General features: G+C 50.2%; 21 protein-coding genes. 15 read left to right on the top strand and 6 right to left on the bottom strand.

The annotated features are described in order from the left end of the window. Nucleotides 1-10: 10 nt before the first annotated feature. A complete protein-coding gene (locus tag MO867_RS04680; RefSeq protein ID WP_252465076.1) occupies nt 11-841 on the top strand; it encodes a sulfite exporter TauE/SafE family protein in 831 nt (276 codons plus the stop codon). Between the two features lie 124 nt (nt 842-965). On the opposite strand, the gene MO867_RS04675 is transcribed toward MO867_RS04680, so the two are convergent. Continuing rightward, nucleotides 966-2,750: a peptide MFS transporter gene (locus tag MO867_RS04675; protein ID WP_252465075.1), complete on the bottom strand. Its 1,785-nt coding sequence runs from the start codon at nt 2,748-2,750 to the stop codon at nt 966-968. 236 nt (nt 2,751-2,986) lie between these two features. Here MO867_RS04675 and MO867_RS04670 point away from each other — a divergent pair, with 236 nt between their 5' ends. Further along, the gene (locus MO867_RS04670) at nt 2,987-4,117 is read left to right on the top strand and encodes a transglutaminase-like domain-containing protein (protein ID WP_252465074.1); all 1,131 of its coding nucleotides are present in this window, start codon (nt 2,987-2,989) and stop codon (nt 4,115-4,117) included. Between the two features lie 95 nt (nt 4,118-4,212). On the opposite strand, the gene MO867_RS04665 is transcribed toward MO867_RS04670, so the two are convergent. From MO867_RS04665 to MO867_RS04645, 5 genes are all read right to left on the bottom strand, one after another. After that, entirely contained in the window at nt 4,213-6,921 is a 2,709-nt protein-coding gene (locus MO867_RS04665; RefSeq protein ID WP_252465073.1) for a TonB-dependent receptor plug domain-containing protein, read from the bottom strand. Nucleotides 6,922-7,466: 545 nt separating this feature from the next. Then, entirely contained in the window at nt 7,467-10,100 is a 2,634-nt protein-coding gene (locus MO867_RS04660; RefSeq protein ID WP_252465072.1) for a TonB-dependent receptor domain-containing protein, read from the bottom strand. 258 nt (nt 10,101-10,358) lie between these two features. After that, nucleotides 10,359-13,262, bottom strand: a complete 2,904-nt coding sequence (locus MO867_RS04655) for a TonB-dependent receptor (protein ID WP_252465071.1) — start codon at nt 13,260-13,262, stop codon at nt 10,359-10,361. 123 nt (nt 13,263-13,385) lie between these two features. Continuing rightward, nucleotides 13,386-14,453 carry a FecR family protein gene (locus MO867_RS04650; protein ID WP_252465070.1) on the bottom strand — a complete coding sequence of 356 codons (1,068 nt, stop codon included), beginning with the start codon at nt 14,451-14,453 and terminating at the stop codon, nt 13,386-13,388. A gap of 360 nt (nt 14,454-14,813) precedes the next feature. Then, on the bottom strand, nt 14,814-15,341 hold the full coding sequence (locus MO867_RS04645; protein ID WP_252465069.1) for an RNA polymerase sigma factor: 528 nt from the start codon (nt 15,339-15,341) through the stop codon (nt 14,814-14,816). 235 nt (nt 15,342-15,576) lie between these two features. Between MO867_RS04645 and dnaX the strand changes: the two genes are divergently transcribed. From dnaX to MO867_RS23910, 13 genes are all read left to right on the top strand, one after another. Continuing rightward, the gene (gene dnaX / locus MO867_RS04640) at nt 15,577-17,547 is read left to right on the top strand and encodes a DNA polymerase III subunit gamma/tau (RefSeq protein ID WP_252465068.1); all 1,971 of its coding nucleotides are present in this window, start codon (nt 15,577-15,579) and stop codon (nt 17,545-17,547) included. Nucleotides 17,548-17,605: 58 nt separating this feature from the next. Then, nucleotides 17,606-17,950 (top strand): YbaB/EbfC family nucleoid-associated protein, encoded by a 345-nt coding sequence (locus tag MO867_RS04635; protein WP_252465067.1) that lies wholly within the window; start codon nt 17,606-17,608, stop codon nt 17,948-17,950. A 31-nt stretch (nt 17,951-17,981) separates the two neighbouring features. Further along, complete coding sequence (recR, locus tag MO867_RS04630; protein WP_252465066.1) at nt 17,982-18,587, top strand: recombination mediator RecR; 606 nt, start codon at nt 17,982-17,984, stop codon at nt 18,585-18,587. 9 nt (nt 18,588-18,596) lie between these two features. Further along, the gene (rnd, locus tag MO867_RS04625) at nt 18,597-19,727 is read left to right on the top strand and encodes a ribonuclease D (RefSeq protein WP_252465065.1); all 1,131 of its coding nucleotides are present in this window, start codon (nt 18,597-18,599) and stop codon (nt 19,725-19,727) included. Continuing rightward, nucleotides 19,724-20,011, top strand: a complete 288-nt coding sequence (locus MO867_RS04620) for a YcgL domain-containing protein (protein ID WP_252465064.1) — start codon at nt 19,724-19,726, stop codon at nt 20,009-20,011. Before rnd ends, MO867_RS04620 begins: the two co-directional genes overlap by 4 nt. Before the next feature lie 10 nt (nt 20,012-20,021). Then, entirely contained in the window at nt 20,022-20,471 is a 450-nt protein-coding gene (locus MO867_RS04615) for a YcgN family cysteine cluster protein (RefSeq protein WP_252465063.1), read from the top strand. A 228-nt stretch (nt 20,472-20,699) separates the two neighbouring features. Further along, complete coding sequence (locus tag MO867_RS04610) at nt 20,700-21,017, top strand: lysophospholipid acyltransferase family protein (protein ID WP_252465062.1); 318 nt, start codon at nt 20,700-20,702, stop codon at nt 21,015-21,017. Nucleotides 21,018-21,056: 39 nt separating this feature from the next. Further along, a complete protein-coding gene (locus MO867_RS04605) occupies nt 21,057-21,365 on the top strand; it encodes a hypothetical protein (RefSeq protein WP_252465061.1) in 309 nt (102 codons plus the stop codon). Nucleotides 21,366-21,530: 165 nt separating this feature from the next. Further along, complete coding sequence (locus MO867_RS04600; RefSeq protein ID WP_252465060.1) at nt 21,531-21,911, top strand: hypothetical protein; 381 nt, start codon at nt 21,531-21,533, stop codon at nt 21,909-21,911. 548 nt (nt 21,912-22,459) lie between these two features. After that, nucleotides 22,460-23,140, top strand: coding sequence for a YEATS-associated helix-containing protein (locus tag MO867_RS04595; protein ID WP_252465059.1), 681 nt, complete (start codon nt 22,460-22,462; stop codon nt 23,138-23,140). Between the two features lie 140 nt (nt 23,141-23,280). After that, nucleotides 23,281-24,126, top strand: a complete 846-nt coding sequence (locus MO867_RS04590) for an AAA family ATPase (protein ID WP_252465058.1) — start codon at nt 23,281-23,283, stop codon at nt 24,124-24,126. A 103-nt stretch (nt 24,127-24,229) separates the two neighbouring features. Beyond that, nucleotides 24,230-25,411: a vWA domain-containing protein gene (locus tag MO867_RS04585; protein WP_252465057.1), complete on the top strand. Its 1,182-nt coding sequence runs from the start codon at nt 24,230-24,232 to the stop codon at nt 25,409-25,411. A gap of 415 nt (nt 25,412-25,826) precedes the next feature. Then, nucleotides 25,827-26,000: a protein-tyrosine phosphatase family protein gene (locus tag MO867_RS23910; protein WP_373565862.1), complete on the top strand. Its 174-nt coding sequence runs from the start codon at nt 25,827-25,829 to the stop codon at nt 25,998-26,000. The last annotated feature ends 304 nt before the right edge of the window (nt 26,001-26,304 follow it).

Here is a 26,304-nt window from a genome sequence, read left to right as displayed (position 1 = left end):
TGAGGGATATATGGAAACGCTGTTGATTTATTTACTGGTGGGCGCAGCCGCAGGAACTATTGCGGGGTTATTTGGTGTCGGTGGCGGGCTGATTATTGTTCCTGCGTTGGTCCTCGTGTTTACCGCTATGGGGGTATCCCCAGAAATCCTTACCCATATGGCAGTGGGAACCTCCCTGGCAACCATTATTATCACTTCCATAAGTTCAGTGCGCGCCCATAATAAAAAAGGTGCCGTGAATTGGAAGCTCTTTGGAATTATGGCTCCTGGGGTTCTAATCGGTTCCTGGATAGGCGGTGCTACTGCAGAGCTATTACCTGGTGCCTGGTTGCAACTACTGTTAGGTGTTTTTGCTATCGTGATTGCCGTACGAATGTGGCTCAGTGGTGCCCGGCATAATCAACAGGCAGAAGGGGTGGGAAAGTTGCCGAGTGTGCCGTTACTGGTCTCCGCAGGTGGGTTGATAGGCTGGGCCTCGGCTATTTTTGGTATCGGAGGAGGCTCACTAACGGTGCCTTTTTTGTCCTGGTGTCGCGTTCAGATGCAGCGAGCTGTAGCGACTTCAGCGGCCTGCGGCCTTCCTATTGCGATTGCGGGTGCACTGAGTTTTGGCTTCCAAGGTTGGAATAATAAGCTTTTACCAGAATGGAGCAGTGGTTATGTTTATTGGCCGGCCTTTATCGGTATCGTGATTACCAGTACTTTTTTTGCCCGTTTCGGTGCCAATCTGGCCCATCGGCTCTCGCCCAAAATGCTTAAGCACTGTTTTGCCGTTTTGCTGTTCGTAATTGGGGTACGCTTTATTTGGACAAATTTGGGATTGTTAAAAGGACTGATTTAAAGAGTGCAATTTAGTTTGCTCACGGCGACCTTAAAGGCTCCAGCTGAAAGCTCATAGGAGCCCCAAGAATAGAAAAGGCCACTGCATTGCAGTGGCCTTTTTGGTATTTGGCGGAGTGCTAAAATTAGCGGATACCGCGCATACCTTTCTTCAGGAGCGGGGAGATAATGATCATCAGTGCACCGGCGCCAAGACCCCACCACATCAGGTATTCGTACAGACTGGTGTAGGTCGTCAGGGTTGAAGCCAGATCTGTGGCGCCATCCTGAGGAACCGCTGCCATCTTGCCAATACGAGTGGCGACGGTTTCAGATAGGGCGGTAGCAAGGAACCAAGTACCCATGCTAACACTCACGACCTTGCCGATAGACAGTTTGGTAACTGCAGACAGGCCAACAGGGGATAAGCACAATTCACCGGAAGTGTGCAGCAGGTAGGCCAGCACCAGCCAAATCATGGCGACTTTTCCAGCCTCGGTCGGGAATGTAGCTCCTAGAACCAGCGCGCCAAAGCCCAATCCAGCTTGGATAATGCCCAGGCCAAACTTCACTGGCGTGCTGGGTTCCCAGCCGCGCTTACCAAGCCAAACCCACAAGGATGCAAAGGGGATGGCTAGCAGCATAATAAAGCCGGCGTTAAGAGACCCAAACATGGAGGCGCGAACTTCGCCATCGCCTATGGAGCGGTCCAATACACGGTCCGCATAAAGGGTCATTGAGCCGGCGGACTGCTCGAACAGGGCCCAAAATACGATGGTGGAGGTAATCAGAACCATCAGTACGACGGTGCGGGAGAACTCCTCGCTATAGTGGCGAATAAAGCCATAACCAATAAATCCAACAAGGGAGAGCAGCATTGTCCCCAGCCAAATATCGTTACCGCTAAATGCCCATACGAGGCCCAAAGCCGCTGTTACACCGGCTATAGCAATGGCGAGTATGTCCTTGTTCTTCTCGTCTTTGTAGAGCATTGAGAACAAAATTAGGCCAACAATAGCGACGATGAGGAGGCTGTTCTGTGCCAGGTGAACGGCGGGTTCACTTTGTACAAGGTACCATACTGCACCCAGTGACAGGATGGCGCCCAGGTATACCGCCCACTCCTTGTTGATGGGGCCGAGGGCTTTTTCTTTGAGTACCTCTGGGCGGCTGGGCTCTGCCAGACCATCCAGATACTTCTGTCCCCAAATGAAGGTAATAAGACCTAAAATCATGCCGATACCGGCGAGACCGAAGCCATAGCCCCATCCATAGGTTTCCCCAAGCCAGCCACATAGCAGAGTGGCGATAAAGGAACCTACGTTAATGCCCATATAGAAAATGGTGAAGCCGGCATCGCGACGGGAATCATTCTTCGGATATAGCTGACCCACAATGGTGGAAATGTTGGGTTTGAGAAAGCCTACCCCCACGGTGATCAAGGCCAAAGCCATAAAGAATACTTTGAGAGCGACAACGTCTTGGATAATAACGTTTTCGCTCAGAGTGGTACCGGCAGCGATTACCGTACCGTTGTTCAGCGTAATCGCTTCACTCAAAACAGAGCCGGCAGCATAGGAGATTGCTTGATGCCCTTCTACGGCCATAAGCAAGTGCCCTAGGCAAAGTAGCGCTCCGCCGAACAGTACCGCTTTGCGCATACCGAGGTAGCGGTCAGCAAGTAGGCCACCGATCAAGGGGAGGGCGTAAACAAGGCCGGCGTAGGCGCCGAGAACATCGTAGCCAGCACTATCAGTGAACAGGTGGTACTTTGTGAGATAAAGCAGAAGCAAGTACTTCATCCCATAGAATGAAAAGCGTTCCCACATTTCTGTGGCAAAACAAATGTAAAGGCCTTTGGGGTGCCCAAGCAATTCGCCCGAGCCAGAAGTGGCCGCCGCCGTAGTAGCGTCCGCGACATTAGAAGACATAGAGGTTCCTCTGTCTGTAATAGTTATTGGGGAGCCTCAGCTAGCAACGACTTAGGGGGCCGGGCCGTCAAGCTTTGCTTCCAGAGTTTCCGGTACAACAGGCAGAGTTTACCAGCTGTCTATTTAACAGGCGAATCGTAGTGGTTTGATTTTCTCAAATGGTAACAGGGTACTTTGTTAGTCGGTAAATTAGAGTTAAATCCTGTTACATTCTTAGTTTTGAGGGGAAAATAACCGTGAAGGGTCTCTTCGCTACCGCCCTAGTCCTGGCTATTTGTGGCTGTTCTCAGCTTCCAAAGCACAATTTGGAAAGTGCAGATACTAAATCTGTCTTGAATGGACAGGTGATTTTCAGCCGGCCAATCTCTACTGATGAGTTACCTGATAGGGCTCTATTGGCGCTAGATGCTGAGATTGAGGTATACCTGGAAACCATTGCCCCAGAAGAAGAGCCCGATAGCCGCCTGCAGTCACTCATAGATGCTTTGCGTCAACAGCAGCTACTTTTTGAGTACGATGCCAATAGCACGCTCTCTGCCAGGGATGCCTACCACCAGCAACGGGGAAATTGCTTAACCTTTACTCTGATGATGGTCGCTATGGCCAGGGAATTGGGAGCGGAGGCATACTTTAACGAGGTGGATGTTCCGCCAGTTTGGAGCCAGGAGGAAGCGGAGACTTTTGTCATTTATCGCCATGTAAATATGGTATCCGGGCGCCCTCAGGGGCGACGTGTTGTCGACCTGAATCTGGCGGTGTATGACCCAGTCTACCAGCAAACAAAGCTGGACGATGTAACAGCGTTTGCCCTCTACTACAGCAATCGTGGTGTTGAGCTGATGCGGGAAGGGGAAGAGAAGCAGGCTTTTTTATATTTGCGTAAAGCGATAGAGCTACGTCCTGAGAGAAGTGACTTCTGGTCAAATCTGGGTGCACTCTACAGTCGCTTTAATCATAACTACGAGGCTGAGCAAAGCTACCTCCAAGCGCTGCACTTGAAGCCGGATAATCTTGTGGCTAGTAGCAATTTAGAGTGGCTCTATCGAGGCACTGAAAGAGAAGCATTGGCTGATACCTATGCCGCATACGTGCGGTATCACCGTCAACGCAATCCTTATTACCTCTATTACCAAGCCCGGCAGGCATACGAGGATGAAGACTTTAAACTAGCAGAGAAGCGTTTGAATCGAGCGTTGCGGGCCAATGATAATGACCATCGTTTTCATTTTTTGTTGGGTTTAACACAATATAAGCTCGCTGACATGGAGGCCTCGAGAGTGAGCTTTAAGAAGGCATTTTCACTGGTAAGTAGCTTGGAGGCAAAGAATAGTTACAGGCAAAAAATTGAATCTCTTACTGAACCGTGAGGGATAATTTTAAGGGATACAAATTTAGCAATTTCTTACTTATGAAAAAGGGTGCCTCTGGGCACCCTTTTTCATCTAGTCTCTGGATACCTAAGCTAAAATTGGTAAGTTACTCCAGCCCAAGCGTAACGTCCCTGATAGTCATAGCTGCTGTTCACATCGTACCAATCAGAAGTATAAGAGGGCTCACGGTCGGCAACATTGTCAATACCTGCGCTGACACGCATTTTGTCGTTAACATCCCAACCCGCCTTCAAGTTTAAGTAGGTATGAGAAGGTACGTCGACATAGGGGCTTTTGCCATCGCTCAAGTATTGTACATCTACACCGAAGTCCCAGCTGTCTGCATACCAAGTAGCGCTGGCAAGGCCTCGCCATTTCACGTAGACACTGCTGTTAGTACCTACGTAATCCAGGTAATCGGAGGTCTGCTCTGTTTCAGTGTTGTAAATCTCATACTCGAGCAGACGGGTAGCCTGCGCGCGCAGTGCGAGCTTGCCCGTATCGTAGTAGAGGTTCTGCACAATATCGAGATCAATACCTTTGGTTCTGATTTCACCAATGTTCAGCAGTGAGCCTTCCAAGTAAGTAATTTGCCCGCTGTCACCACGCTCAACTAAAGCGCAAGCGTCAGCGATACCATCCCGGTAACAGTCGTCCAGTATCTGCTGCAAGTCTGCACTGTCGATAGCATTAGTGATTTCGACATCGTAATAGTCCACGGTGATGGACAGATCTTCAACAAAGGATGGGGTCCAAACAACACCAGCGGTGAATGTCCGAGCCTCTTCTGCTTCCAGGTCCTCATTGCCGCCGACATTGGTAGCAATTTGGGAGCCTGCTTGAGTAAAGCTGGAGCTGACTTCGCTACAGTTGGTACCTTGGCCGTTTTCATTGGAACTGCTGGTATCACAGGGGTCCAGCAAGTACTCATAGCTCTGGGAGGAGCCACTGTAAAGTTCATAAATGCCTGGTGCGCGGAAGGAGGTTGAGTAGCTGGTGCGGAAACGGAAGTTCTCTGTTGGAGCGTAAACGATACCTAGCTTACCCGTACTCTGGCCTCCGAACGTGTCGAAATCGGAGTAGCGTAGAGCGAGGTCCATGGACAGTTCTTCAGCGTATTTAACACCGGCCAGAATCGGCAGGTTAAACTCGGTAAACAGCTCAGTAACTGAGTAGTCACCGGAGGTGGCATCCTGCTGGTTGCCGAAAGTATCACCACTTTGAGTTTCTTCACTAGGATTAAATTCACCGGATTCTTTACGATACTCAACACCGGCAGCAAAGCCGAGAGGGCCGCCAGGCAGTTGTATGGCATCAATGTCGCCTGCCAAGCTGGCGCCAAAGTTTACCAACTCGTATTCATTGTCTTCGCGGTCTGTGTAGCTGACGTAGTCCATAACCTCATCACTCATACCTCCAAGGAATGAAATATCTTCGTCAGCAATAGAACTCTCACCATCGATAACTTCCTGCAGCAATGTTTTGTTATAGGAGTTTCCGATTGTATTTTCACCTTCATTTCGCCCGTAGCTCAGAAAGGTATCCCAGTTGAAGCCGTTAGCAAATTCGCCGCGAGCACCACCTAGGATCCGGAAGGTTTCAGTTTTCTGCTCATAATCGCGGGTGCCCCCGGCAACTGGACGTAAACGGATATCGCTGATGCCATCCTGCCAGTTTTCGCCATGAGAAGCATCGGGTGCGCTTGGTTCCAGACCGTCTGGACTGCCTTGTGATTCCCACTCAGCCAAGGCGGCTTCATAAGCAGCCAGCTCAATCTGATATGAATCTTCGGCTTCTTGCCAAGCATCTTCCAGTTGGGCGGCAACCTCATCTGAGAGATTGTCAGAGGTCAGATTAAGACCGTTGCCGCCGTACATGGGCTGTGCAGCCAGCTGCTGACTGGTAGTTTTTACTGTATAGGAACCCTCACCGTAAAGCTCAATGTCGTCAGTGACATAGTAGCTACCGTTTGCTGTCAGGCTGGTACGCTCCATGGCGCCGGAGAGCCACATATATTGGCCGATGTCATAGGACGAGTAATCGGTAAGAGACTCTCCGTCGTCGGCAACACTGAAGGAACCGTAGTTAGTAAAGATATTACCGGTGGGGGACATAGAGCTATAAAGCTGTGCCCAGTCGCGGTCGTTGTATGTAATTTCGTCACGTTTGGTGTGGCTGATATTCGCAATAAATTTACCGCGTTCGCTCTCTCCCCCGAAGGTAATTGAAATCTCGCCATTTTCACCACCGCCTGCTTCGGTTGCGCCGGCACGGGCGTTGATGCGTACTCCCTCAAAGGAGTCTTTCATCACGATGTTGATAACACCGGCAACCGCATCAGATCCGTATACGGCGGAAGCGCCGTCCGTCAGAACCTCAATACGATCAATCATGTCCACGGGAATATTGTTCATATCCACCGCAGAGCTGACGCCAGAGCTTGAGGATACGAAACGACGGCCGTTGACCAAAACCAATGTCCGGGCAGAGCCTAGGTTGCGCAGCTCAACAAAGGACAAACCGGCACCGCCATTGTTGTCATTGGAGTTGATACCGGTAGTACCCATGGATGGCAGTTGGTTTAGCAGCTCATCAATGGTGCCAACGCCAGAGCGCGCAATGGTCTCTGAGTCAACTAGGGTAATTGGACCTGTAGTGGATAGTGGGTCACGAGCGATACGTGAACCGGTAACAATTACCTCTTCCACCTCTGCGCCAGCAGAGGATTCCTGGGCAAAAACGCCAGTACTGGCGAGCGTGCTCAGAGCAGCGATGGCAATGCTCAGTTTGGTCTTGATCATATTGGAACCTTCTTATACTTAAGGTACTTATAGTGCTTTTTATGATAATAGTTAAAAGCTGTCAGACCTGACTTTAATGCATTACTTGAAAATATGGAACTACTGGGGGGCTTGTAAAGTCTATGATTTGGCTATTTTAATGGTTGATTTTTGATCTTTGTGTCTTTTTTTTGATCTTTACGCGGTGGGCAATCTATCCAAAAGTCTCCACACCATTAAATTCGTCCTATAAGTATCCAATTTCATAGGAAAATAATTTTATGGCTGGTTTTTGAAAATTTGGAGTGGCGAGAAGGGAAGAGTGGCAACTTGTAGTTTGGTACTGACGAGGTGAATAGTATTAACTTTCGGTTTTACTCACTTGAAGTGGCGGGTTGGCACTTTAGAAAGACTTGATTGCTCGCGTGACACTTTGTGGGGAGCTAACACTGATTCTTTATAGTGTGTTACTGATTGAGGAGTGGGAAGCTATTTTCTCTCGGTATTTCTCGAACGAAAAAGGGCCGGCAGAGCCGGCCCTTTTTGTCTTCAGAGAGAATGAACTCTTAGAAGCTCATAGTGTACTCAGCGTACAGAACACGACCGGTATTGTCATACAGGTTGTAGTGGTCAGACGAGAATTTACCATCTTTATCCAGTACTGGCTCTTCATTGGTCAGGTTACGAGCGCCCAGTTTGATCAGGCCGTAAGACTCGGTATCAAAGCTGTAAGACAGGTTCATGGTGGTCCAGGTGTCCAGATCGTCACCGCTCTTAACTAAAGAGCCGCTATCAGTAACAGTGGTGAATTCATCGTGGCTAGTAACGTAGTCAACAGTCAGGTCCACCGCATGTTGATCCATACTCCAGCCCACAGTAAATTGAGCACGAAGATCTGGGTATAAGTTGAAGCCGGCAATGTCTTGTACAGGGCCTTCGAAATACGCCTCTTTCTCATAAGAGAGCTGGTGGCTCACGAAAGAACCCAAGTTAAGCATACCAAAAGGAAGTTCGACGCTGCCGTCAATTTTGATATCAATACCAGTTACATCCAGGACGCCGGCATTAGTGCTTTGAGAGTAGAAGACAGTTGCTGCGCTATTACCGTTACCAGTGAAGTAAACGCCAGTTGCTTCAGGCAGATCAACACCTGAAGCCCAGGCGTAGAAGATATCCTGAACTTCGGGCTGCAGAATGACATCTTCAACTTCAACGTTCCAGATGCTGAGATCTACATTCCAGTTATCAGCAAACTCCCAGTTACCGCCGATAGACATAGAAGTGGATGTTTCCGCTTCCAGGTCTTCACTGGTGGAGTAATAGATATCCCATTGTCTGCGGAGACCAGTATTTGGGTTGGTGGCTGTTTCGGCTGAAAACTGGGATGGACCGTATAGTTCGTCGAGCGCCGGAGCACGGAATCCTTTACCAACGCGAGCACGCAGGCTAAGTGTGTCGAGCACACGGTAGCTCGCAGATAGAGTTGGAGCAATATTGGAACCGAAGTCACTGTAGTCATCGTAGCGAAGTGCAGCACTAACTTCGATGGCATCGGTTACTGGAACAATGGCCTCGGCAAACAGAGCGACAACATCGCGATCACCGCTGGAAGAGTTACCGGCGCTACCGCCAACAAGGCCAGCTTCAGAGCCTGCATCGTACTGGTTACCGTACTCCATGCTGTAAGCTTCGGCGCCAGTCAGTACCAGGGTTTCACCTGCGCCGAAGAAGTCTCCTACGCCAAACTGCACATGGCCATATGCTTTGGACATAGCGGTGTAGTTATCTTGGGAGGTGGTGGCCTTCATCACCTCCGCAGCTGCGTCGGAGGTTGGGTCCATACCGTCTGCAAGTACGGAATCCAGGCCTGGGTAGGACAAGTAGTAGCTACCAAACTCTTTGGATTCATAACGGCCGGTTTGCAAGTAAGTTTCATAGCTTACGTTGTCGGACAAGTCGCCGCGAAGACCAAGGGTGAAGTCATATTGGTAGTCAGTAACAACGTTGTCACGAGGGCCAATATTATTCCAGCGGTAGTAGCCGGTCAGGGCGTAGTCTTCGGTGATTGTACCGTCGGCTATCAGCGCATTGATTTCGTCTTCGGAGAACGGGTTGTCCGCATAGTCAACAGGCAGGTCAGACCAGGTAGCAGCCGGTGGAGCATAGCGGCCGAAAGACTCTACTTTGGAGAAGAGAACGCTGGAGAATAGCTCTACTTTGTCAGAGATTTCGTAGTTGGCGTTCAGGAAAGTATTAACGCGCTTTAGCTCTGCTTTATTTGCAGAGATATTGCCATAGGCGTAAGAACACAAGGTCCCATCGCTGTCACCGAAAGCTGCAGCACCCTGCTCTGCGAACAGAGGCTCAGAACCACAGCTGCTAGCAGCGCGGTATGACTCGTACTCTGTTTCAGCATCTGAAAGGAGGACAGTTCTTCCGTAGTAAGAGTAGCCCTCAGTGTCGTTGTACGTGTCTATCTTGCCATCGCCATCCTGGTCCTGAGCCCAGGCGGCGGTGTAATCGCGGTCCGCATCAAAAATTGGGTCGCGACGGTCAAATTCTGCGGCAAAAGTGATATTGCCGCGATCACTGCTGATACCAGTAACAAAGCTGAAAGACTCTTCGGCACCATCGTCTTCAGAGCGGTCGCCACGACGCACAGAGAATTCGAGGCCATCGAAGTTCTCGCGCATTACCATGTTGACCACACCGGCAACTGCGTCTGAACCGTAAACAGCGGATGCGCCATCGGCGAGGATGTCGATGCGCTCAACGGCTGCCATCGGGATCATGTTCAGGTTAATAGTTGCGGCGCCCAAGTTCGGGGAGCCGGGTAGGCGGCGGCCATTCAGCATTACCATGGTACGCTGTTCGCCAAGACCGCGCAGATCAACAGTCGCGTTGGACTGAGCGGAGCTGCCAGAGCGCTCGCTGAAAGAACCCAGAGAGTTCAGAGGAGTATTGCGTAGGGTGTCAGCAATCATTAGGCTGCCAGCAGCGTCAATATCGGCGCGGTCCATGCTGACTACTTGCGCGGCTTCATCGAAATTTGTGCGCTTAATACGGGAGCCAGTTACAACAACTTCCTCTACGAGAGCGGCGTCTTCTTGAGCGAAAGCGGGCGTAGCCGGAATCATGATCGCTGCTGCGGTAAGGCCCAAAGCCCCCTTAACAGCTGCAGACAGTAGGTTCTTTTTCATTGTCAATCCTCTCTTGATCGTTGGATTTATAGTCTTTTGTCGTTTATGACGATTGCCGGAAGTAGCTACCCCCAAGCGGCCACTTCCCTCCCAACACTCTTGTTAACGATTGGCGGGGAGAACCCCTCAAAAGAATCGCATTTTTTTTCCAATACTACGTATTGTCAGGACTGCCAGGTCCCTTTCTGGTTGATTTTTGAACGAAGTGGCTTTTTTTAATGCTTTTTAGTTGGGGAGGTAGGACTGGGAGAGGTAGGCTCAGAACCTGAGGGAGATGCTTCCATATAGGAATCGGCCGGTAAGGTCGTACGTCTGATAGTCGTAGTTATCGCTGACTGAGGTTGAAGCGAAGGGAGGGGGGGTGTCTAGCAGGTTGTTTATACCAATGGCAAATTTTAGCGGTTCGCTAGGAGTGTAGGAAATCTGGATGTCCTGAGATGACCAGTCACTAATTTTTCGCGCGCCATCAGTGCCGTCTTGATTGGTGAAGGCCTCTGTCAGGCTTCCTACGTAGTGTATGGTATAGCCCGCATTCCAAGGGCCCCTATTCCAATACGCACCTGCATTCGCCTTCCATTTGGGGAGTGAACCAACCCCCCCGCTGGAGATATCGGTGAAGGTTCCGACAAAGTCCTTTTGATTTGACTCGGGAGAGCTTTGGTTAAGGTAATGTAGCATTCGGCTGATGTTGAGGGCCAGCTGAAGCTGGCTGTTATCACCGGTCTGAAATTCATAGCGAAAGGCCGTGTCGTATCCTCGAATTTCCCGGCTACCTTGATTGATGCGGGATGCGTAGATTTGGGTGATATCACCGTTTCCATCACGAACGACCAGATCGGTATATAGGTTGAAGTATGCATTTTGATCCAGCAAAAACTGGGGGTTGGTACCTATGACCTGATCTTCATCAATATCGTAAAAGTCGAGCGTTGCGGTAAACCCTGCTATGTCGGGTGGCTGCCAGGTCACGCCGAGAGAAGCCGTGCGGGATGTTTCCGGTTTGAGATCAGGGTTGCCGCTAAATTCTGTTAAATACTGTATTCGTGAATTGTCGGCCTGCGCTAGGCAACCGGGAAGGGAGCTGGCATTTGAGCTGGTGCAGGGGTCAAATAAAAACTCTTGGGTTTGGTAGCCTTGCTGGTTCATGTCTGTCAGCGTCGGGGCCCTAAACCCGGCGGTATAACTGCTGCGAACCAGTAGTGAGGGTGCGGGCTTCCATCTAATAGCGAGCTTTGGATTGCTGGTATCTCCAAAATCATTGTAATAAGAGGTTCGGATGGCCCCATCAAACCACAGTTTTTCTGAAATAATAGGTACCGATACCTCGGCAAATGCTTCTTTGATAGTTCGGGTTCCCTCGGTAGAGCCAGGAGCGTGCCCCCCGATAAATGAGAGTCCAGTATTGTCATTGGATCGAAGGCTGACGCTCTCTCGCCTAAACTCTATTCCGGCAGCTGCGAGGATGTTACCGGCAGGTATTTTCTTAACGATACCATCGGTAATAAATGTAAGTGATGTCATGCGGGAGTTGCTGGTGGTAACGCTTTTGCCGCGTATATAGTCCAGCTGGTTTGGGTCGATACTGCCACTGGGGCCCAGTAAGTTAATGGGTATACAGGAAATTGTGGCGTTGCAAGTATCTGGCCCTTTGAGACCTGTAGATAGAGCGTATGGGTCTATGACGTTACTTAAAGTTTCCTTTTTATAGGCTCGATGAATCGAGGCACCCAGCTCCCACTGCCATTCATCCCAGAAGCCTTTAAGCCCAGTATTAAACCTCCACGAGTTTGTTTGGTTGTTCTGTACACGAGGTCCCAATTCAATGATACGCCGCCGTACATCATAGATATCCTGATCGAAGGTGTTATAAAGGTTGTCGGCAGATATTGTCAGGTCACCATTATCAAAGTGAGTAAATACAGGTGTTGGAGCTGAGGTGGACTTTCCGGTTGATCGTACACCCATGATTTCAGAGAAGGCGACTGAGCTATCGCCAATATCCAAGTTTCCGGCTATGTAGATGGAGTCATTCTGTGTGGGAGTGACTGCGGAAGAATAGTCACTATAGTCAAATTTGTCTTCGGTGGACCAATCTTGATAGAGGCCGGCCGAAAGACTGGTTATTACGTCATTTTCCCCAAGGGCAATAAATCCTTCTGGAATAGCCGATGAGCGCTGGTCAGAGCCCCCTAGAGCGCGGCTATCGGCCGAACTTGATAGGTTGCGGTTACGGCTCATCACCGCCCCCTGTTTATTTTGCGAAAGATTGAGCATCACATGGGCGCGATCCCCTCTCCAGCCCCAGGTTAAGTTGTGAGACTCACTCTCGCGATCGCTGTGCGGGGTTTGACCAAAAAAGCTCTTTACTGAGAGTCCTTCAAAATCCCTTTGCAGGATGATGTTGACCACTCCGGCAATGGCGTCTGAGCCATATACCGCCGAGGCCCCGTCTTTTAATATTTCGACCCGCTCAACCAAGGCAAGGGGAATGGTGTTGAGGTCTGTTGCCTCCCCTTTGAACCCATCGCTAATAATGCGTCTCCCATTGATAAGTACCAAAGTGCTATTTGCTGGAAGGCCGCGAAGTGAAACGGTCGCAGTTCCATCACTTTCTTGGCTGACAGAGGTGCTTGTTGAGTTACCGGATATTGCCGGTAGAAATTTGAGCAAGTCAGCTATAGTTTGAGCGCCGGTCATTTCCAGTTGATCACGTGAGAGTCGGTCGACAGGTAGGTATCCGTCTGATTGAAAGTGGCGTAAGTGGCTGCCGGTCAGGCTCTGGCCGGTTACAGTGACCTCTTCCGTTTGTGCGTTTTCAGGTAGTTCTTGGGATAGTCTGTTTGTGGCGGGGGGCTCAATTACGGCAACTGATGATGCCCCCACCCTTTTGTAGGAAAGGGGTACTTCCTTGAGTAATTCTTTTAAGGCTGACTCAAATTGGCCGTCCGGGCTCTGTAGCGTCTGTCGGCTTACTCGGTAGTTGGCTGCAGATGAGGTTCGTACTAGTAGTGAGATTTCACACTGCTGTCCTAGGGATATCAGTGCTTGAGAGAGGCTCCCCTTGGGTATCTGAATCCCAGATTTTGGGCATAGAGCTGAGGCGCCGCCGGGGTGAGCTAGCGCTATGGCAAGGGATAATGTTATCCAGTGCTTGAGAGTCAATGGAGTGCCCGCTGTTATCAATGCTGCACACTGGGGCGCAGCATTACTATCGCTATATTCTGGTTTTATGACGGGTTAGTTTCGCCTAGATAATAAACAACCGCCGTGGGCGACGGTTATAACCTAGTTATTCGTAGGAGACAAGATAGTCAGGTTGGAGTCGCTGTGATCTTGTTGTAAGTCCAGGGCGGTAGCAATTGCCTTGAGTGTGTTATCTGGGTCGGAGATCTCAAAGGTTCCCGAGATTAGTCGGTTTTCTACCTGCGGGGATGCGGTAGCAGGGATACTGAGATAGCGATTAAGCTCCATAAGCGCATCTTTGAGGGGAGTTCTTTCAAAAACCAGCGTGCCCCTTGTCCAGTCGGTGGCTTCCTCTGGGGAGGTGTGAGCGATAGGGGTAAGCCCTCTATCGGAGACGCTGACTTTCTGGTTCTTAACGAGTTGCACTGACTCGGGTTTAAGACCGGCAGCACTGCTGGCTTCACTGACTGAAACTGTACCGCCTACGACGGACACTCGCGTGTTTTCAGGGTTGAGCTCGACATTAAATTCGGTACCCAAAACGCGAATATTGGCACTACCTGCGACTACGGTGAAGGGTCGAGAAGTCTGCCTGGCGACCTCAAAGAAAGCTTCTCCCCGGACTAGCTGGGTGCGCCGCTCTTTGCGGCTATAAATCACTCTCAACTCGCTATTGGAATTCAGCTTTACTTCTGAACCGTCGGAAAGGTCAATAGTTTGCACCTGGCCACGCTCGGTCACAAATATCTGTGCCTGAGGTTGGCTGTTTATGCCTTGATAGCCTACCCAGAGAGCGATCACTGCCCCGCAAGTTGCCAGTCCTCCTCCAATCAACCATTTAGGTAATGCCCGCAGGCGTTCTTCAGATTTGTATCCCCTTACATGGGGGAGGGCGGATCTTTGAGCGGTAAAGTCCGAAGCACTCGGATTCTGAGATGGAGCGCTCTCGGGGAACAGCTGGTCGATTGGTAGATGGGATAGGGCACCCAGATCTCCCCAGAGTTCAGTAATCTCAGAAAAAGCGAGGTGGTTTTCTTCTGAGTAGGTTATCCACTGGCTGAATTCGCGGTGGTCAGCTGCGCTTACTGAGCCTGAACGCAGGCGCACAACCCAAGCACAAGCCTGGTCGAGGCTATCTTCGCTTACTGCTTGCTTGGGGTTAGTTGTCATGGCTGCTCTAATACCTTGGGTCTTCAAAAGCTTACTTGGTACAAAGGTGCCTAAAGTGGCATCTTACTCAAAAAAATGTGATTTGTACGTTCTGTTTGGCGCAAAAAGCTAGATCAGAAAACAATTTCAACACATTCTTCATGTTTTGCAGTAAAAAATTCTGTATTCAGTGCAAAATTCAGAGTGTTCAATTTTCTCTTTCTGGCCTTGGAAGCTGAGACGGCCGGAGAGGCTCCCCCCTCAACTAATTTTCATGTTGAATGTTAGATTGATGTGACCATTTTCTGCGGCTTTACCCTAAAGTCGTTTTTAAAAATAGGCCGCGAATGCCTTACTTGAATGACTGCCCCCCTCGGATAGCTACCTCTCAGGAGCGACTTTTTTCCGACATGCCTTTAAAGCCTGCAAAATATACTTTTCGACACTGCTCACTGAAATATTCATTTCCTGGGCTATTTCGCTATAGGACAGCCCCCGGGTTCTGTGTAGCAAAAATGCTTGGCGGCACTTGAGAGGCAGCTTGTCCATGGTGTCGTAAATGGACTGCAGCTGCTGACGGGCTGCCAACAGTCTTTCGGGGGACTGATGGTCGGCGTGTTCATCGGTATAGGGGGCGCTGTCCAGCGGTGCTTGTTGGTTGATGTATTCGACATGCAGCTTGCCGCGACGCAATTGGTCCACCGCCAAGTTGTTGGCTATTTGGTAGAGGTAGGCCCGGGGGTTGTCGAGTTCTTTTTCATCGCTGAGTTTTTGCAGGCGCAGATAGGCATGCTGGGCGATATCTTCGGCATCGTCAGGACTTTTGACAATGCGAGAGACAAAGCGTACCAAGGCCTGTCCGTGCTCGGTAAACAGCCGTTCGAGAAGCGTCTTCCTGGCCTTATTCATTACTGATCGTGATCCCCGTACCCGACTCGCTGTAGTTATGGACTGATTGTTCTTAGTGCGAGTTGGCGCACAGTTATATCACAAGCATTGGTTTGGCTACGAGAGGCACGATCGAACTTGACTGGTCACACCTTTCGATTCCCTATGCCTCGAGGTCGATGCCGGTATAATGGCGGCCGCGCCACAGGCGTAGACGACAAGATTTTGCAGAGGTGTGTCGAGCACCGGAGATTAAATGAGTTATCAAGTACTGGCACGGAAGTGGCGCCCAAGGCTGTTCCGCGAGATGGTGGGGCAGGAGCATGTGCTCCAGGCGCTGATCAATGCCCTGGATAATGAACGTCTACACCATGCTTACCTGTTTGCTGGCACTCGTGGGGTGGGAAAGACCACTATCGCGAGAATCCTGGCGAAGTGCCTGAATTGTGAAGAAGGGGTCAGTTCCGAGCCCTGTGGTCAATGTCATGCCTGTAATGAAATTGCCGATGGCCGTTTTGTTGACCTTATCGAAGTGGATGCGGCTTCCCGTACCAAGGTGGAGGATACCCGGGAACTGCTTGAGAACGTGCAATACGCTCCCACAAGAGGCCGCTATAAAGTCTACCTGATTGACGAAGTACACATGCTGTCCAACAGCTCTTTCAATGCGTTATTGAAGACACTGGAAGAGCCGCCCCCCCATGTGAAGTTTCTTCTGGCGACCACTGATCCACAGAAGTTGCCGGTCACAGTGCTGTCTCGCTGTCTCCAGTTTAAGTTAAAGAATATGAGCCCAGAGCGGGTTGTGGGGCATTTGAAATTTGTCCTGGAGCAGGAGCAAGTCCCATTTGAAGATGGAGCTCTCTGGCACCTCGCTCGGGCTGCCGATGGCAGTATGCGTGACGGGATGAGTCTTACCGATCAAGCGATCGCCTTTGGTGGTGGAAAAATCACTGAAGCTGAAGTGCGCGGTATGCTCGGTAGTATTGATTCGAGACTGGTCTGGAAGTTGTTGCAGGCCCTATCTGATGAAGACGCTCCTGGGTTATTTGCTGTTGTTGCGGAGTTGTCCCAACAGGCGCCCGATTACAGTGCCGCGCTGGTGGAGCTGGCAGATAACCTGCACCGCATAGCCGTCGCGCAACTCCTTCCTCAATCCATTGATAACTCTCTTGGGGACGGGGAGAAACTTAGGGCTTTGGCGGAGCGTCTCGGCCCAGAAAATGTGCAGTTGTATTACCAGATGGCTTTACATGCACGACGCGACCTGCCGCTGGCACCGGATCAGCGAAGTGGCTTTGAAATGGCGTTGTTGCGTATGTTGGCATTTCGTCCGCAGGGGGTTGCGGATATCCCGCGTGCGCCACTGCCAGCTGCTGAATCAAAGGGAGTAGACGCGTTGCCCTGCGAGCAGCAGCCATCGATGTCCAATTCGGAGGTCAGTCCGGCAAAAAAGCCTGAGGCGGTGCAACCGCCTGCTCGATCGGTTGCGACAGGTCTTGAAAGAGTCCCGCATAAACAGGTTTCGAAATCATCGGGATACGACCGGGTGGTGGGGTCCGAAGTGGAGTCACCACAGCAAACTGTTCCAGAGACTGGCATCGGTGAGTCGATGATAGAGTTTGAGCAGGAACCGGCTCCGAGTGCTCCCCTTTTACAGAATGAACGGGAAGCGAGGCAGGAACAGCGGCCTCAGCGCCAGGATGTCCTGGCTGAGCTGCGTCAGCGAGTAGCTGAAGTGGAGTCAATGCCGGTCGAGGTGACGGCGGTCGCTTCGAAAGAGCCCGCAGCGAAAATTTACAACCAGGAGTTGCCAAAGGCGCAGCTGGAAGCATTGACTCCCGGTAGTTGGCCGGTGATGTATAGACAGCTGGGTATTACCGGTATATTACACTCCATCGCCCAGCATTTAGAGATGGTGGGGCGGCAGGACAATATACTGTCCTTTACTCTGGATGAATCGTATAGCAGCCTCTACGACGAAATTCACCAGCGGCGCCTGGGGGATTTGTTTGGGGATTTTTTCCAGCAGCCAGTTGTGGCACAAATACAAGTGGGGCAGGTGCATGGCAGCACTCCCGCAAGACTGGTAGCTGCTACGCGCCAGGAGCGACTGGAAGCTGCCCACGATGCACTGTTAGCTGACCCTTTGGTTCAGGAGCTGCAGGCTGAATTGAGTGCTGAATTGGTGCCAGATTCCGTAGAGTCTCTGGTAGACGCAGATTAATTACAGGTAGGTCTCCACAGTCATAGCTCGGGGCCACCTACAAAGATAGAGGTTACCTATGAAAGGTTTGGGCGATTTAATGCAGCAGGCCCAGAAAATGCAGGCTGACATGCAGGAGAAAATGCAGAAGGTTCAGCAGGAGCTTAATGAGCTTCGCATTTGTGGTGAATCTGGTGCGGGAATGGTCAAGGTGACGATGAATGGTCGGCACGATGTTATTTCTGTAGAAATTGATCCCTCTCTTCTCGCCGAAGATAAAGAGATGCTGGAGGATTTACTGGCCGCTGCGGTGAATGATGCGGTGCGCCGAGTAGAGGAAAAAACGCAGGAATTGCAAAAGCAGGGGGTGGGAGACCTCACTTCAGGCATCAATTTGCCTGAAGGCTTTAAGTTCCCGTTTTGAAAAGTGGCTGATCCACTGGTTTTAGATTTGTATGTTTAGTCCTTTGATAGAAGAGCTGATTCGCGCACTGCGCTGCCTGCCGAGTGTAGGCCCCAAGTCCGCACAACGCATGGCGATGTATCTGCTGGAGAAAGACCCTGAAGCGGCGTCCCTACTCGCCCATAGCCTAGCGCAGGCGGTGGAGAGGGTTGGCCGTTGCCAGCAGTGCCGGACCCTGACCGAAGAAGCGATCTGTTCGCTGTGTGACAATCGTCGTCGCGAGCAGGATTCTCTCTGTGTGGTGGAGACACCGGCAGACGTGTTGGCTATTGAGCAGGCGGGAAATTACCATGGTCGCTATTTTGTACTGCATGGACACTTATCGCCCATTGACGGGGTAGGGCCTGCGGACCTGGGAATGGACCTACTAGAACAGAGACTTGCTACAGAGTCTTTGCGAGAGCTTATCGTGGCAACTAACCCCACCGTTGAGGGAGAAGCGACAGCGCAATATATTGCAGAGCGGGCAAGGGTGCAGGGTGTGGCAGTGAGCCGAATCGCCCATGGCGTGCCTATTGGTGGAGAGCTCGAATATATTGACGGCGGCACACTCGCACATGCCCTTAATAGTCGAACCGCATTTTTTCCAGGCAGCTAAGTGATATCAATGACTGAAATAGATACCACCCCGCGCTGGATCGATAGTTTTGAGCAGCTGGCGAGCCTTTGTGCCGGCTGGCGTGAACAGCGGGCTGTGGCCCTGGACACTGAGTTCATGCGGAGCCGCACATTTTACCCCCAGCCGGCGCTGGTACAGATTGGGGATGGTAAGCACTGCTACCTGATCGATAATCTTGCTATCGCAGATTTACAGCCTCTGCGGGACCTGCTGCTCGACACCGCTGTGACCAAAGTTATGCACAGCTGTAGCGAGGACCTGGAAACTCTGGAACGCCTGTTGGGCGTTATTCCCGAGCCTATTTTTGATACTCAGATCGCTGCCGCTTTGTGCGGAATGGGAGCGGGACTGGGTTATGCGGCAACGGTTAACCAGCTGCTACGTATCGATCTGCCAAAAAGCGAAACCCGTTCTGACTGGCTGCAGAGACCCCTCAGTGAGGCACAAAAAAACTATGCCGCGCTGGATGTGGCTTGGTTGCCCGTACTTTACGGTGTACTGCTGAAAGACTTGAGTGAGCGTGGTCGTCTGGAGTGGTTACATGAGGACTGTGCGTCGCTGGTCACCGTGGCTCAAAATCCCAGCCCAGCAGAGGTTTACTACCAAAAAGTTAAGGGTGCTTGGCGCTTGCGCAACAAGCAATTGGCGGTGCTACAGGATGTTTGTGCCTGGCGAGAGCGAGAGGCCAGAGTTTTGGATATGCCGCGCAACCATCTGCTTAAGGAAGCTATCTGTATCAGTCTGGCCCAGCAGCTCCCCCGTCATAAAGGTGCATTAAGCCAGCTCGGCATAGAGGGAAGGGCACTTCGAGAGCATGGCGATACGCTCCTGAAGATTGTATCGCATGCCTGCGAAAGAGTGGATCCGCCTCCGCGCATGCGTCAGCCTCTCAACCGACAACAGGGGGAGGTTCTCAAGCAATTACGTCTTGAGTTGGGTGATATTGCGGAGCGTACGGGACTACCCTCGGGAATATTAATTCGCAAGAAAGAGTTGGAAGCCCTGGTTCAGGCTGATCGTCCGGAATTGGAAGGACGGCTTGGTGGCTGGAGAGCTGATGTGATTGGTCAGCCCCTGCTTGAGGCTCTGCGACAACTGCGCAAAGAGGAATTGAAGTGAGAATTTTGTGCGACATTTATCGCAGCCCCAGTAAAGAAGAAATGTATCTGTATGTGGACAAGCGGGAAGGCATCTCACGAATTCCTGATAATTTGTTGGAACTTTTCGGCAGTCCAAAGCATGTTACGACTATGCTGATGACCGCGGACAAAAAGTTAGCCCGTGCGAATGCAGCCAAAGTTTTAGAAGAGGTGCGCGCGCGAGGTTATTACCTGCAGATGCCGCTGGTCGAGGATTCCGAAATGCGTGAAATTGCTCTTAAAAACAGCAAGTTGCAGCGCTGAGAAGGATTAAATGGCACAGGTGCCTTTCTGGCGACGAAAAACACTGGAGCAAATGAGCCAGGCCGAGTGGGAGCTTCTTTGCGATGGTTGTGGCCGTTGTTGCTTGCACAGCCTTGAGGACGAGGATACCGGTGAAGTATACCTGACCAATGTTGCCTGTCGTTTACTGGATACTCGCTCGTGTCAGTGCAGCGAATACAACCAACGGAAAAAATATGTTCCCGGGTGTATTCGGCTACGTGTACAGGATATTGCTGAGTTCGACTGGCTGCCAGTTACCTGTGCTTACCGCAATCTCGCGGAGGGTCGTCCGCTTGCAGACTGGCACCCTTTGGTATCAGGGGATCGTGAATCGATACACCGGGCAGGTATATCAGTGCGAGGCCGTGTTGTCAGCGAAAAATCAGTTCACCCTGAGGATATGGAAGAGCACATTATCTCGTGGGTTGAAGTGGGCTGATCGAAAGCAGGATCAGCGACCTGGAATAATCAAAGTAAAACACTTTTCGCATGTGAGCACATTACTATCAAGGGTAAATCGCATTTGCGAGGACAACCAATATCATGCGGGTCCTTGATGGCATACGGTCAGTTTTTTTAACGTGGCTTTCTACAGTTGGAGTCTTCTATTTTTAGGCTTGGCAGTTTTGCCCCTTTGCCTTGGAAGGGAGACCTGGTGCGCTGGGGTGTGAAGAATTACTGCGTGGGGACTCGCACAATCGCGCGCTGGGTGATGGGCATCAAATGTGAATTTAGGGGAATTGAAAATCTGCCAAAAGAGGGTGCGCTGATACTTGCAGCAGCGCACCAGAGTTATCTGGACCTTCTGCTTCGCAGTGATGTTACAGCGCTGGCCAAGCGTGAACTCTTTACTCTGCCAATCATTGGTCCGATTCTGAGGAAGATACGAGTCATTAGAGTCGATCGCAAGGATACAAATGTACACCTTGATATGCAGTGTGTGGGTGAACTTGTACAAGCGCAAAAAAGCCTTCTATTGGTATAGCCTCAGGGTACGCGTGTTGGTATCGGTGATACCCAGCGCTTGAAAGCAGGTGCATTTCATCTGTACATAGATTCTGGATTACCGGTTATTCCGGCTTCTACAATCAGTGGGCTGTTTTGGAGAAAAGGGTTTTTTCACCGTTGCGGAACGGCAGTTTATGAGATTGGTTCTGCATTTCCGGCGTGTTTAGCCGCAGAAGTATTTATGGAGATACTGCATCACAGCGTTATTGACCGCAGCCATGAACTTGTTACAGAAGCCGGCTCCGAGGTACTTTTTCCGTCCAAAGAGGCTGTGATAAGGCTGAAAAATTTTAGTAGATACCTAAAACTGGGCTGCTTATCGTAGCTTTTATCGCAATAATGTGTGGAAATCCTCATGGCTTCAGTGAGCTTGTTGTGTAATTGCTATCTGTAGTTTTTTGAAGTGGTATGTTTCAAGCGACAAAATGTAACAGACTTGTGCATGTGAACCTGGCATTGATATCGGTATGCCACAAAATAGAGTGAGAGAATGTCAGAAGATTTTCAATTTGCCTGGATGATATATGTCGCCTCAACACTGGTTGTTTTGGTGGCGGGCTGGTGGTTTATGCGTAAGTGGCGTTGGGGCTGGCTGCGTCAGACTTTACTGCTATTGACTGCGGCTGTATTGCTGGTGCCGGCAAAGACTTCTTTGGCTGAGTCGGTCGCCATGCCAGTGTTGCCTTTATTCGTTTACCAAACCCTTTTTGAAGAAAATGGTGCTGCGCCAGAAGTAACCGCCAATTTAGTATTTGCTGCCGGTGCAGCTTTGGCTGTTATGGTAGTTTGGGGGCTGGCTAGCCTGCTGATGAGGTTTCGTAGTGATAGGCGCCGCCGCTTCGATGAAGACCCTTACTTCAATGAGCAGTAACCCGGCCATGCCCTTTTTGTTCAGCTGATACTCGGCGGTGGGATCTGTACAGCAGCCTATCGCCTGGCACCAACTTGTTTACACTTCGAGCTACCCCCCTTCTGAGATCCTACTGCGACGCTTTTATAGTGGTCAGTTCTAGGCTGCTTCTATCAAAGGCGCAAAAACCGTTCCGAGAAACAACCGCAAGCAATGACAGCTGCTATATCTATTAAGCTGGTTCCAAGCTAGGCACAGGGCAGATCAAAGTATAAGAAAGGTCATTTTTCGATTTGTTGCCGGTGCCCAGTAAAAAGAAATGACGGTTGATCGCGGAAAGTATTCTGGATAGAGGTTTCGCTGACAGATGACCTGTCTGTATCAATAGTATGTCTCCCGTTGGTAGGAGCGCACGAACACTTCTCTGTGATTTTACGCTCAGGCCTGGTTCGATAGGTGGCAGTTGTATGTTTTACGATTAAAGAACAGCCGCCATAAGAGTACAAAGTTCAGTTTGAAACCCACTTCCACGGATTGGCAGTGAGAGCCAGAATGGCTGAGGAATATTGATGCTCGATCACCTGCTTATCTTGACGGCAGTAATGCTGGTTTCGGGCATTTTGGGCGGCTTAGTTAATTACTATCAAATGCTGTTTACCGAAGAAGACCCGGCGGGCCTCGCACGTTGCCTGATCATGGGGCTGTGTGGGGCGCTAATGGTGCCTATCTTCCTCAAATTTACCCAAAGTGATCTGTTAATTGAAATCCAGGGAGACCCGTCGCGCCTGTTGATTTTTACCGGCTATTGCCTGCTTGCCGCTATAGCATCCCGTATGTTTGTGTTTAATGCGGCGCGACGTCAGTTGCGCGATGCCAGTATCGCCCGCGCTCGTGTTGAAAATATGGAGCAGGAACTGCGCACCATGCAGTTGGAGATGATGCCGCTGCTTGAGCATGAGATCGAAGGTGACCCGGAACAGGGCCCAGCGATCGACTTTAACCAGATTCGTAAACTGGATGACAATGCGCTGCAAGTACTTCATTTATTGAACAGCGGAGAATGCGTGTTCCGCTCTTTGTCTGGCATGGTGCAGGACAGTGGTATGGAAACCAACTCTATTGCCCGAGCTTTGAACAGTCTGTTGGTGCTGGAGATGGTCGGTAAGATCCATAGCCACCTGGGCATCCGCTGGTATATTACTGGCAAAGGGCGACAGGTTGTGCACCGGCGCAATACCCAAATGGCCTGATCAGGTTCCCCGTCCCTCGGCCCTCGGCCTACTCGGGCTGGTCATCCAAATTGATCGTTCCCGCCTCGCCACTCCACCTGTTGATCAATTATCATTCGCCAATAGAGATAGTTAGTGTCGATGACAGGATTGGAGCAGTTATGAAATTTACCGGTACCGAAAGCTACGTAGCGACCGAAGACCTGCAGATGGCGGTGAACGCGGCCGTTACTCTGCAGCGCCCTCTATTAATCAAGGGTGAGCCGGGCACCGGCAAAACACTACTGGCCGAGCAGGTAGCGGAGAGCTTGGGTTTAAAGCTTATTCAGTGGCACATTAAATCTACTACCAAGGCTCAACAGGGCTTGTATGAATACGATGCAGTATCACGCCTGCGGGACTCCCAGCTGGGCGTGGATAAGGTCCAAGATATTGGCAACTACATCAAACGTGGCAAACTGTGGGAAGCATTCGCAGCCGACGAGCGCGTAGTGCTGTTGATTGATGAGGTCGACAAAGCGGATATTGAATTCCCCAATGACCTGTTGGTTGAATTGGATCGTATGGAATTCTTTGTTTACGAAACCGGTGAAACCATCAAAGCCAAGCAGCGCCCCATTGTTATTATTACTTCCAATAATGAAAAAGAGCTGCCGGACGCGTTCTTGCGCCGTTGTTTTTTCCATTACATCAGTTTCCCCGACCGCGACACTATGTGTAGGATTGTGGATGTACACTACCCGGATATTAAAGGGCAGTTGGTGGCAGAGGCGATGGATATTTTCTTCCAGTTACGTGAAGTGCCAGGCCTAAAGAAAAAGCCATCTACCTCAGAGTTGATTGACTGGCTCAAACTGTTGATGGCAGATGATATTCCAGAAGAAGTATTAAAAAATCGCGATAGTAACAACGCAATTCCGCCTCTCTATGGCGCTTTGCTAAAAAATGAGCAAGATGTCCATATGCTGGAGCGCCTGGCTTTTATGGCGCGACGCGACAACCGCTAGTTTAGTGTTGTTATGCTTCAATAGGGGTAAATTAGAGCCCCTATTGAATATTCCGCTCGGTAAAACCGAGAGTCATTTTCCCTTATGCTGACTGCGAATTATTATGCTGATTGGCTTTTTCCTGAATTTACGCCGCTACAAATTACCGGTATCCATCACCGAGCTTTTGGCCTTGCTTGAGGCTTTACAGCAACGCTTAGTATTTGCTGACCTGGAGGAATTTTATTTCCTTGCCCGTGTCTGTCTGGTCAAAGATGAAAAACACTTCGACAAGTTTGATCGTGCCTTCGAAGCCTATTTTAAGGGCTTAGACACTCTTGATGATATTGTCGAGCAAATGATCCCTGAGGATTGGTTAAGAGCAGAGTTTCTGAAGCAGCTTACCGAAGAGGAAAAGGCACAAGTTGAGAGCCTTGGTGGATTGGAAAAACTGTTGGAGGAGTTCAAAAAACGCCTGGAGGAACAGAAAAAGCGTCACAGCGGCGGCAATCGCTGGGTTGGTACTGGCGGAACCAGTCCCTTTGGGAACAGTGGCTACCATCCGGGGGGGATCCGGGTCGGAGGCAAAGGCCGCAATCGATCGGCGTCTAAAGTATGGGAAAAGCGCCAATTCAAGAATCTGGATGACAGTATCGGACTCGGCACTCGCAATATACAAGTGGCCCTGCGCAAGTTGCGTAAATTCGCCCGTACTGGTGCAGCTGAAGAACTGGATCTGGACAACACCATCTCCTCGACTGCGCGCAATGCCGGTTTGTTGGATATTAAAATGGTGCCCGAGCGACATAATGCGATAAAAGTCCTGATCTTTTTTGATGTGGGCGGTTCTATGGACCCCTATGTGCGTGTATGTGAAGAGCTGTTCTCTGCTTGCCGCTCAGAGTTTAAGCATCTGGAATACTTTTATTTCCACAATTTTGTTTACGAGCATGTATGGAAAGACAATCAACGTCGCTTCAGCGAAAATACGCCACTGCTGGAAATACTGCGCACTTATGGTAAGGACTACAAGGTAATTTTTGTTGGCGATGCCTCAATGGCACCTTACGAAATCACCAGCCGTTACGGCAGCGTCGAACACATGAATGAAGAGCCTGGTGCGATTTGGATGGAGCGCATTACTGATATCTACAGTAATTTAATTTGGCTGAATCCAGTGGGCGAGGAATACTGGCAGTATACACCGAGTATTGGTATGACACATCGATTGGTCGATGAACATATGTATCCGATGACCCTGGAGGGTTTGGATAGAGCGATCGCCTATTTGGTCAAAGGACGCTAGTCCAGGATAAAGTATTTTTCCATTGTCGCTTCCCGCTATATGCAGATAGCACTGGCCGTGCTATCTGCTTTCTTAAAGTTATTTCAGTGTCTTTTATTATGATTCCAGATATCTACCAGATCTGCCTTCTTGGGGCGGGGTCTTTGAATATTATGGTAAAGCCCATATCTGGCGAGTGGATTTAAGAAAAGTTTTCTGGGATTGCAAATCTGGGTATCAATAAAATAGTTTCTTTGCTTGAAGTTCAGGAGGCGCAAAAATTGGATCTGGGTAGTGAGCGTGAATTGGCCGTAAAAAATGCTCTTGACTTTGTTTCCTACCCATTCGTCGATAGGGGCGCTCCTCAGTCTGTGGGACGATTTTCGATAATGGTGAAGAATTTCATGCGGAATTTATTAAGGGTTCACATACGGTTGTGCATTGCCGCGCGGGGATTGGTCGTACCGGTATGGTAGCCGCCGCTATTTTACTGCGTTCAGGGCTAGAGCCAATGGAAGCATTTCAGTTGTTTTCCAGTAAGAGGTGTGTACAGGTTCCTGATGAACAAATAACTTGGCTAATTGAGAAGCAAGCAATAATTAAGGACTAACTGAGCTGATGATCCGGTTTGATTGATGAATGCCCGTCCTCAACTTGCTAACTCACCGTTAAAGGCGCTAGCTGCTTTACGAATTTTAATAGCGATAAATCGTTGTTGGGTGCCATGACAAGAGAGAGTCCCGATGGCTTTTGTATTTCACTTATCCCGGACATAGTTTGTTTTTCTGAAATGGAAAACAGTGGCAAATGACATTGAGGCGCCCCCCACAACCGGGGGAGTTATTGTCAATTCTGGTGTTCAACAGGCCTGATCAAGCAGCGCTCTGGTCGACTGTTGGCACCTCCTCTCCATC

The sequence above is a fragment of the Microbulbifer okhotskensis genome (genome assembly GCF_023895975.1).
GTDB lineage: Bacteria > Pseudomonadota > Gammaproteobacteria > Pseudomonadales > Cellvibrionaceae > Microbulbifer > Microbulbifer okhotskensis.
The sequence above is the reverse complement of the archived record's forward strand: the minus strand, read 5'-3'. Positions and strand labels throughout refer to the sequence as shown.

Bases quoted from the DNA above. Each gene is read 5' to 3' on its own strand.
- MO867_RS04590 (WP_252465058.1), top strand. From the start codon at position 23,281: ATGAAATTTACCGGTACCGAAAGCTACGTAGCGACCGAAGACCTGCAG.
- MO867_RS04675 (WP_252465075.1), bottom strand. From the start codon at position 2,750: ATGTCTTCTAATGTCGCGGACGCTACTACGGCGGCGGCCACTTCTGGC.
- MO867_RS04645 (WP_252465069.1), bottom strand. From the start codon at position 15,341: ATGAATAAGGCCAGGAAGACGCTTCTCGAACGGCTGTTTACCGAGCAC.
- MO867_RS04585 (WP_252465057.1), top strand. From the start codon at position 24,230: ATGCTGATTGGCTTTTTCCTGAATTTACGCCGCTACAAATTACCGGTA.
- MO867_RS04635 (WP_252465067.1), top strand. From the start codon at position 17,606: ATGAAAGGTTTGGGCGATTTAATGCAGCAGGCCCAGAAAATGCAGGCT.
- MO867_RS04650 (WP_252465070.1), bottom strand. From the start codon at position 14,453: ATGACAACTAACCCCAAGCAAGCAGTAAGCGAAGATAGCCTCGACCAG.
- MO867_RS04660 (WP_252465072.1), bottom strand. From the start codon at position 10,100: ATGAAAAAGAACCTACTGTCTGCAGCTGTTAAGGGGGCTTTGGGCCTT.
- MO867_RS04665 (WP_252465073.1), bottom strand. From the start codon at position 6,921: ATGATCAAGACCAAACTGAGCATTGCCATCGCTGCTCTGAGCACGCTC.
- MO867_RS04680 (WP_252465076.1), top strand. From the start codon at position 11: ATGGAAACGCTGTTGATTTATTTACTGGTGGGCGCAGCCGCAGGAACT.
- MO867_RS04615 (WP_252465063.1), top strand. From the start codon at position 20,022: ATGGCACAGGTGCCTTTCTGGCGACGAAAAACACTGGAGCAAATGAGC.
- MO867_RS04600 (WP_252465060.1), top strand. From the start codon at position 21,531: ATGTCAGAAGATTTTCAATTTGCCTGGATGATATATGTCGCCTCAACA.
- dnaX (WP_252465068.1), top strand. From the start codon at position 15,577: ATGAGTTATCAAGTACTGGCACGGAAGTGGCGCCCAAGGCTGTTCCGC.
- MO867_RS04595 (WP_252465059.1), top strand. From the start codon at position 22,460: ATGCTCGATCACCTGCTTATCTTGACGGCAGTAATGCTGGTTTCGGGC.
- recR (WP_252465066.1), top strand. From the start codon at position 17,982: ATGTTTAGTCCTTTGATAGAAGAGCTGATTCGCGCACTGCGCTGCCTG.
- rnd (WP_252465065.1), top strand. From the start codon at position 18,597: ATGACTGAAATAGATACCACCCCGCGCTGGATCGATAGTTTTGAGCAG.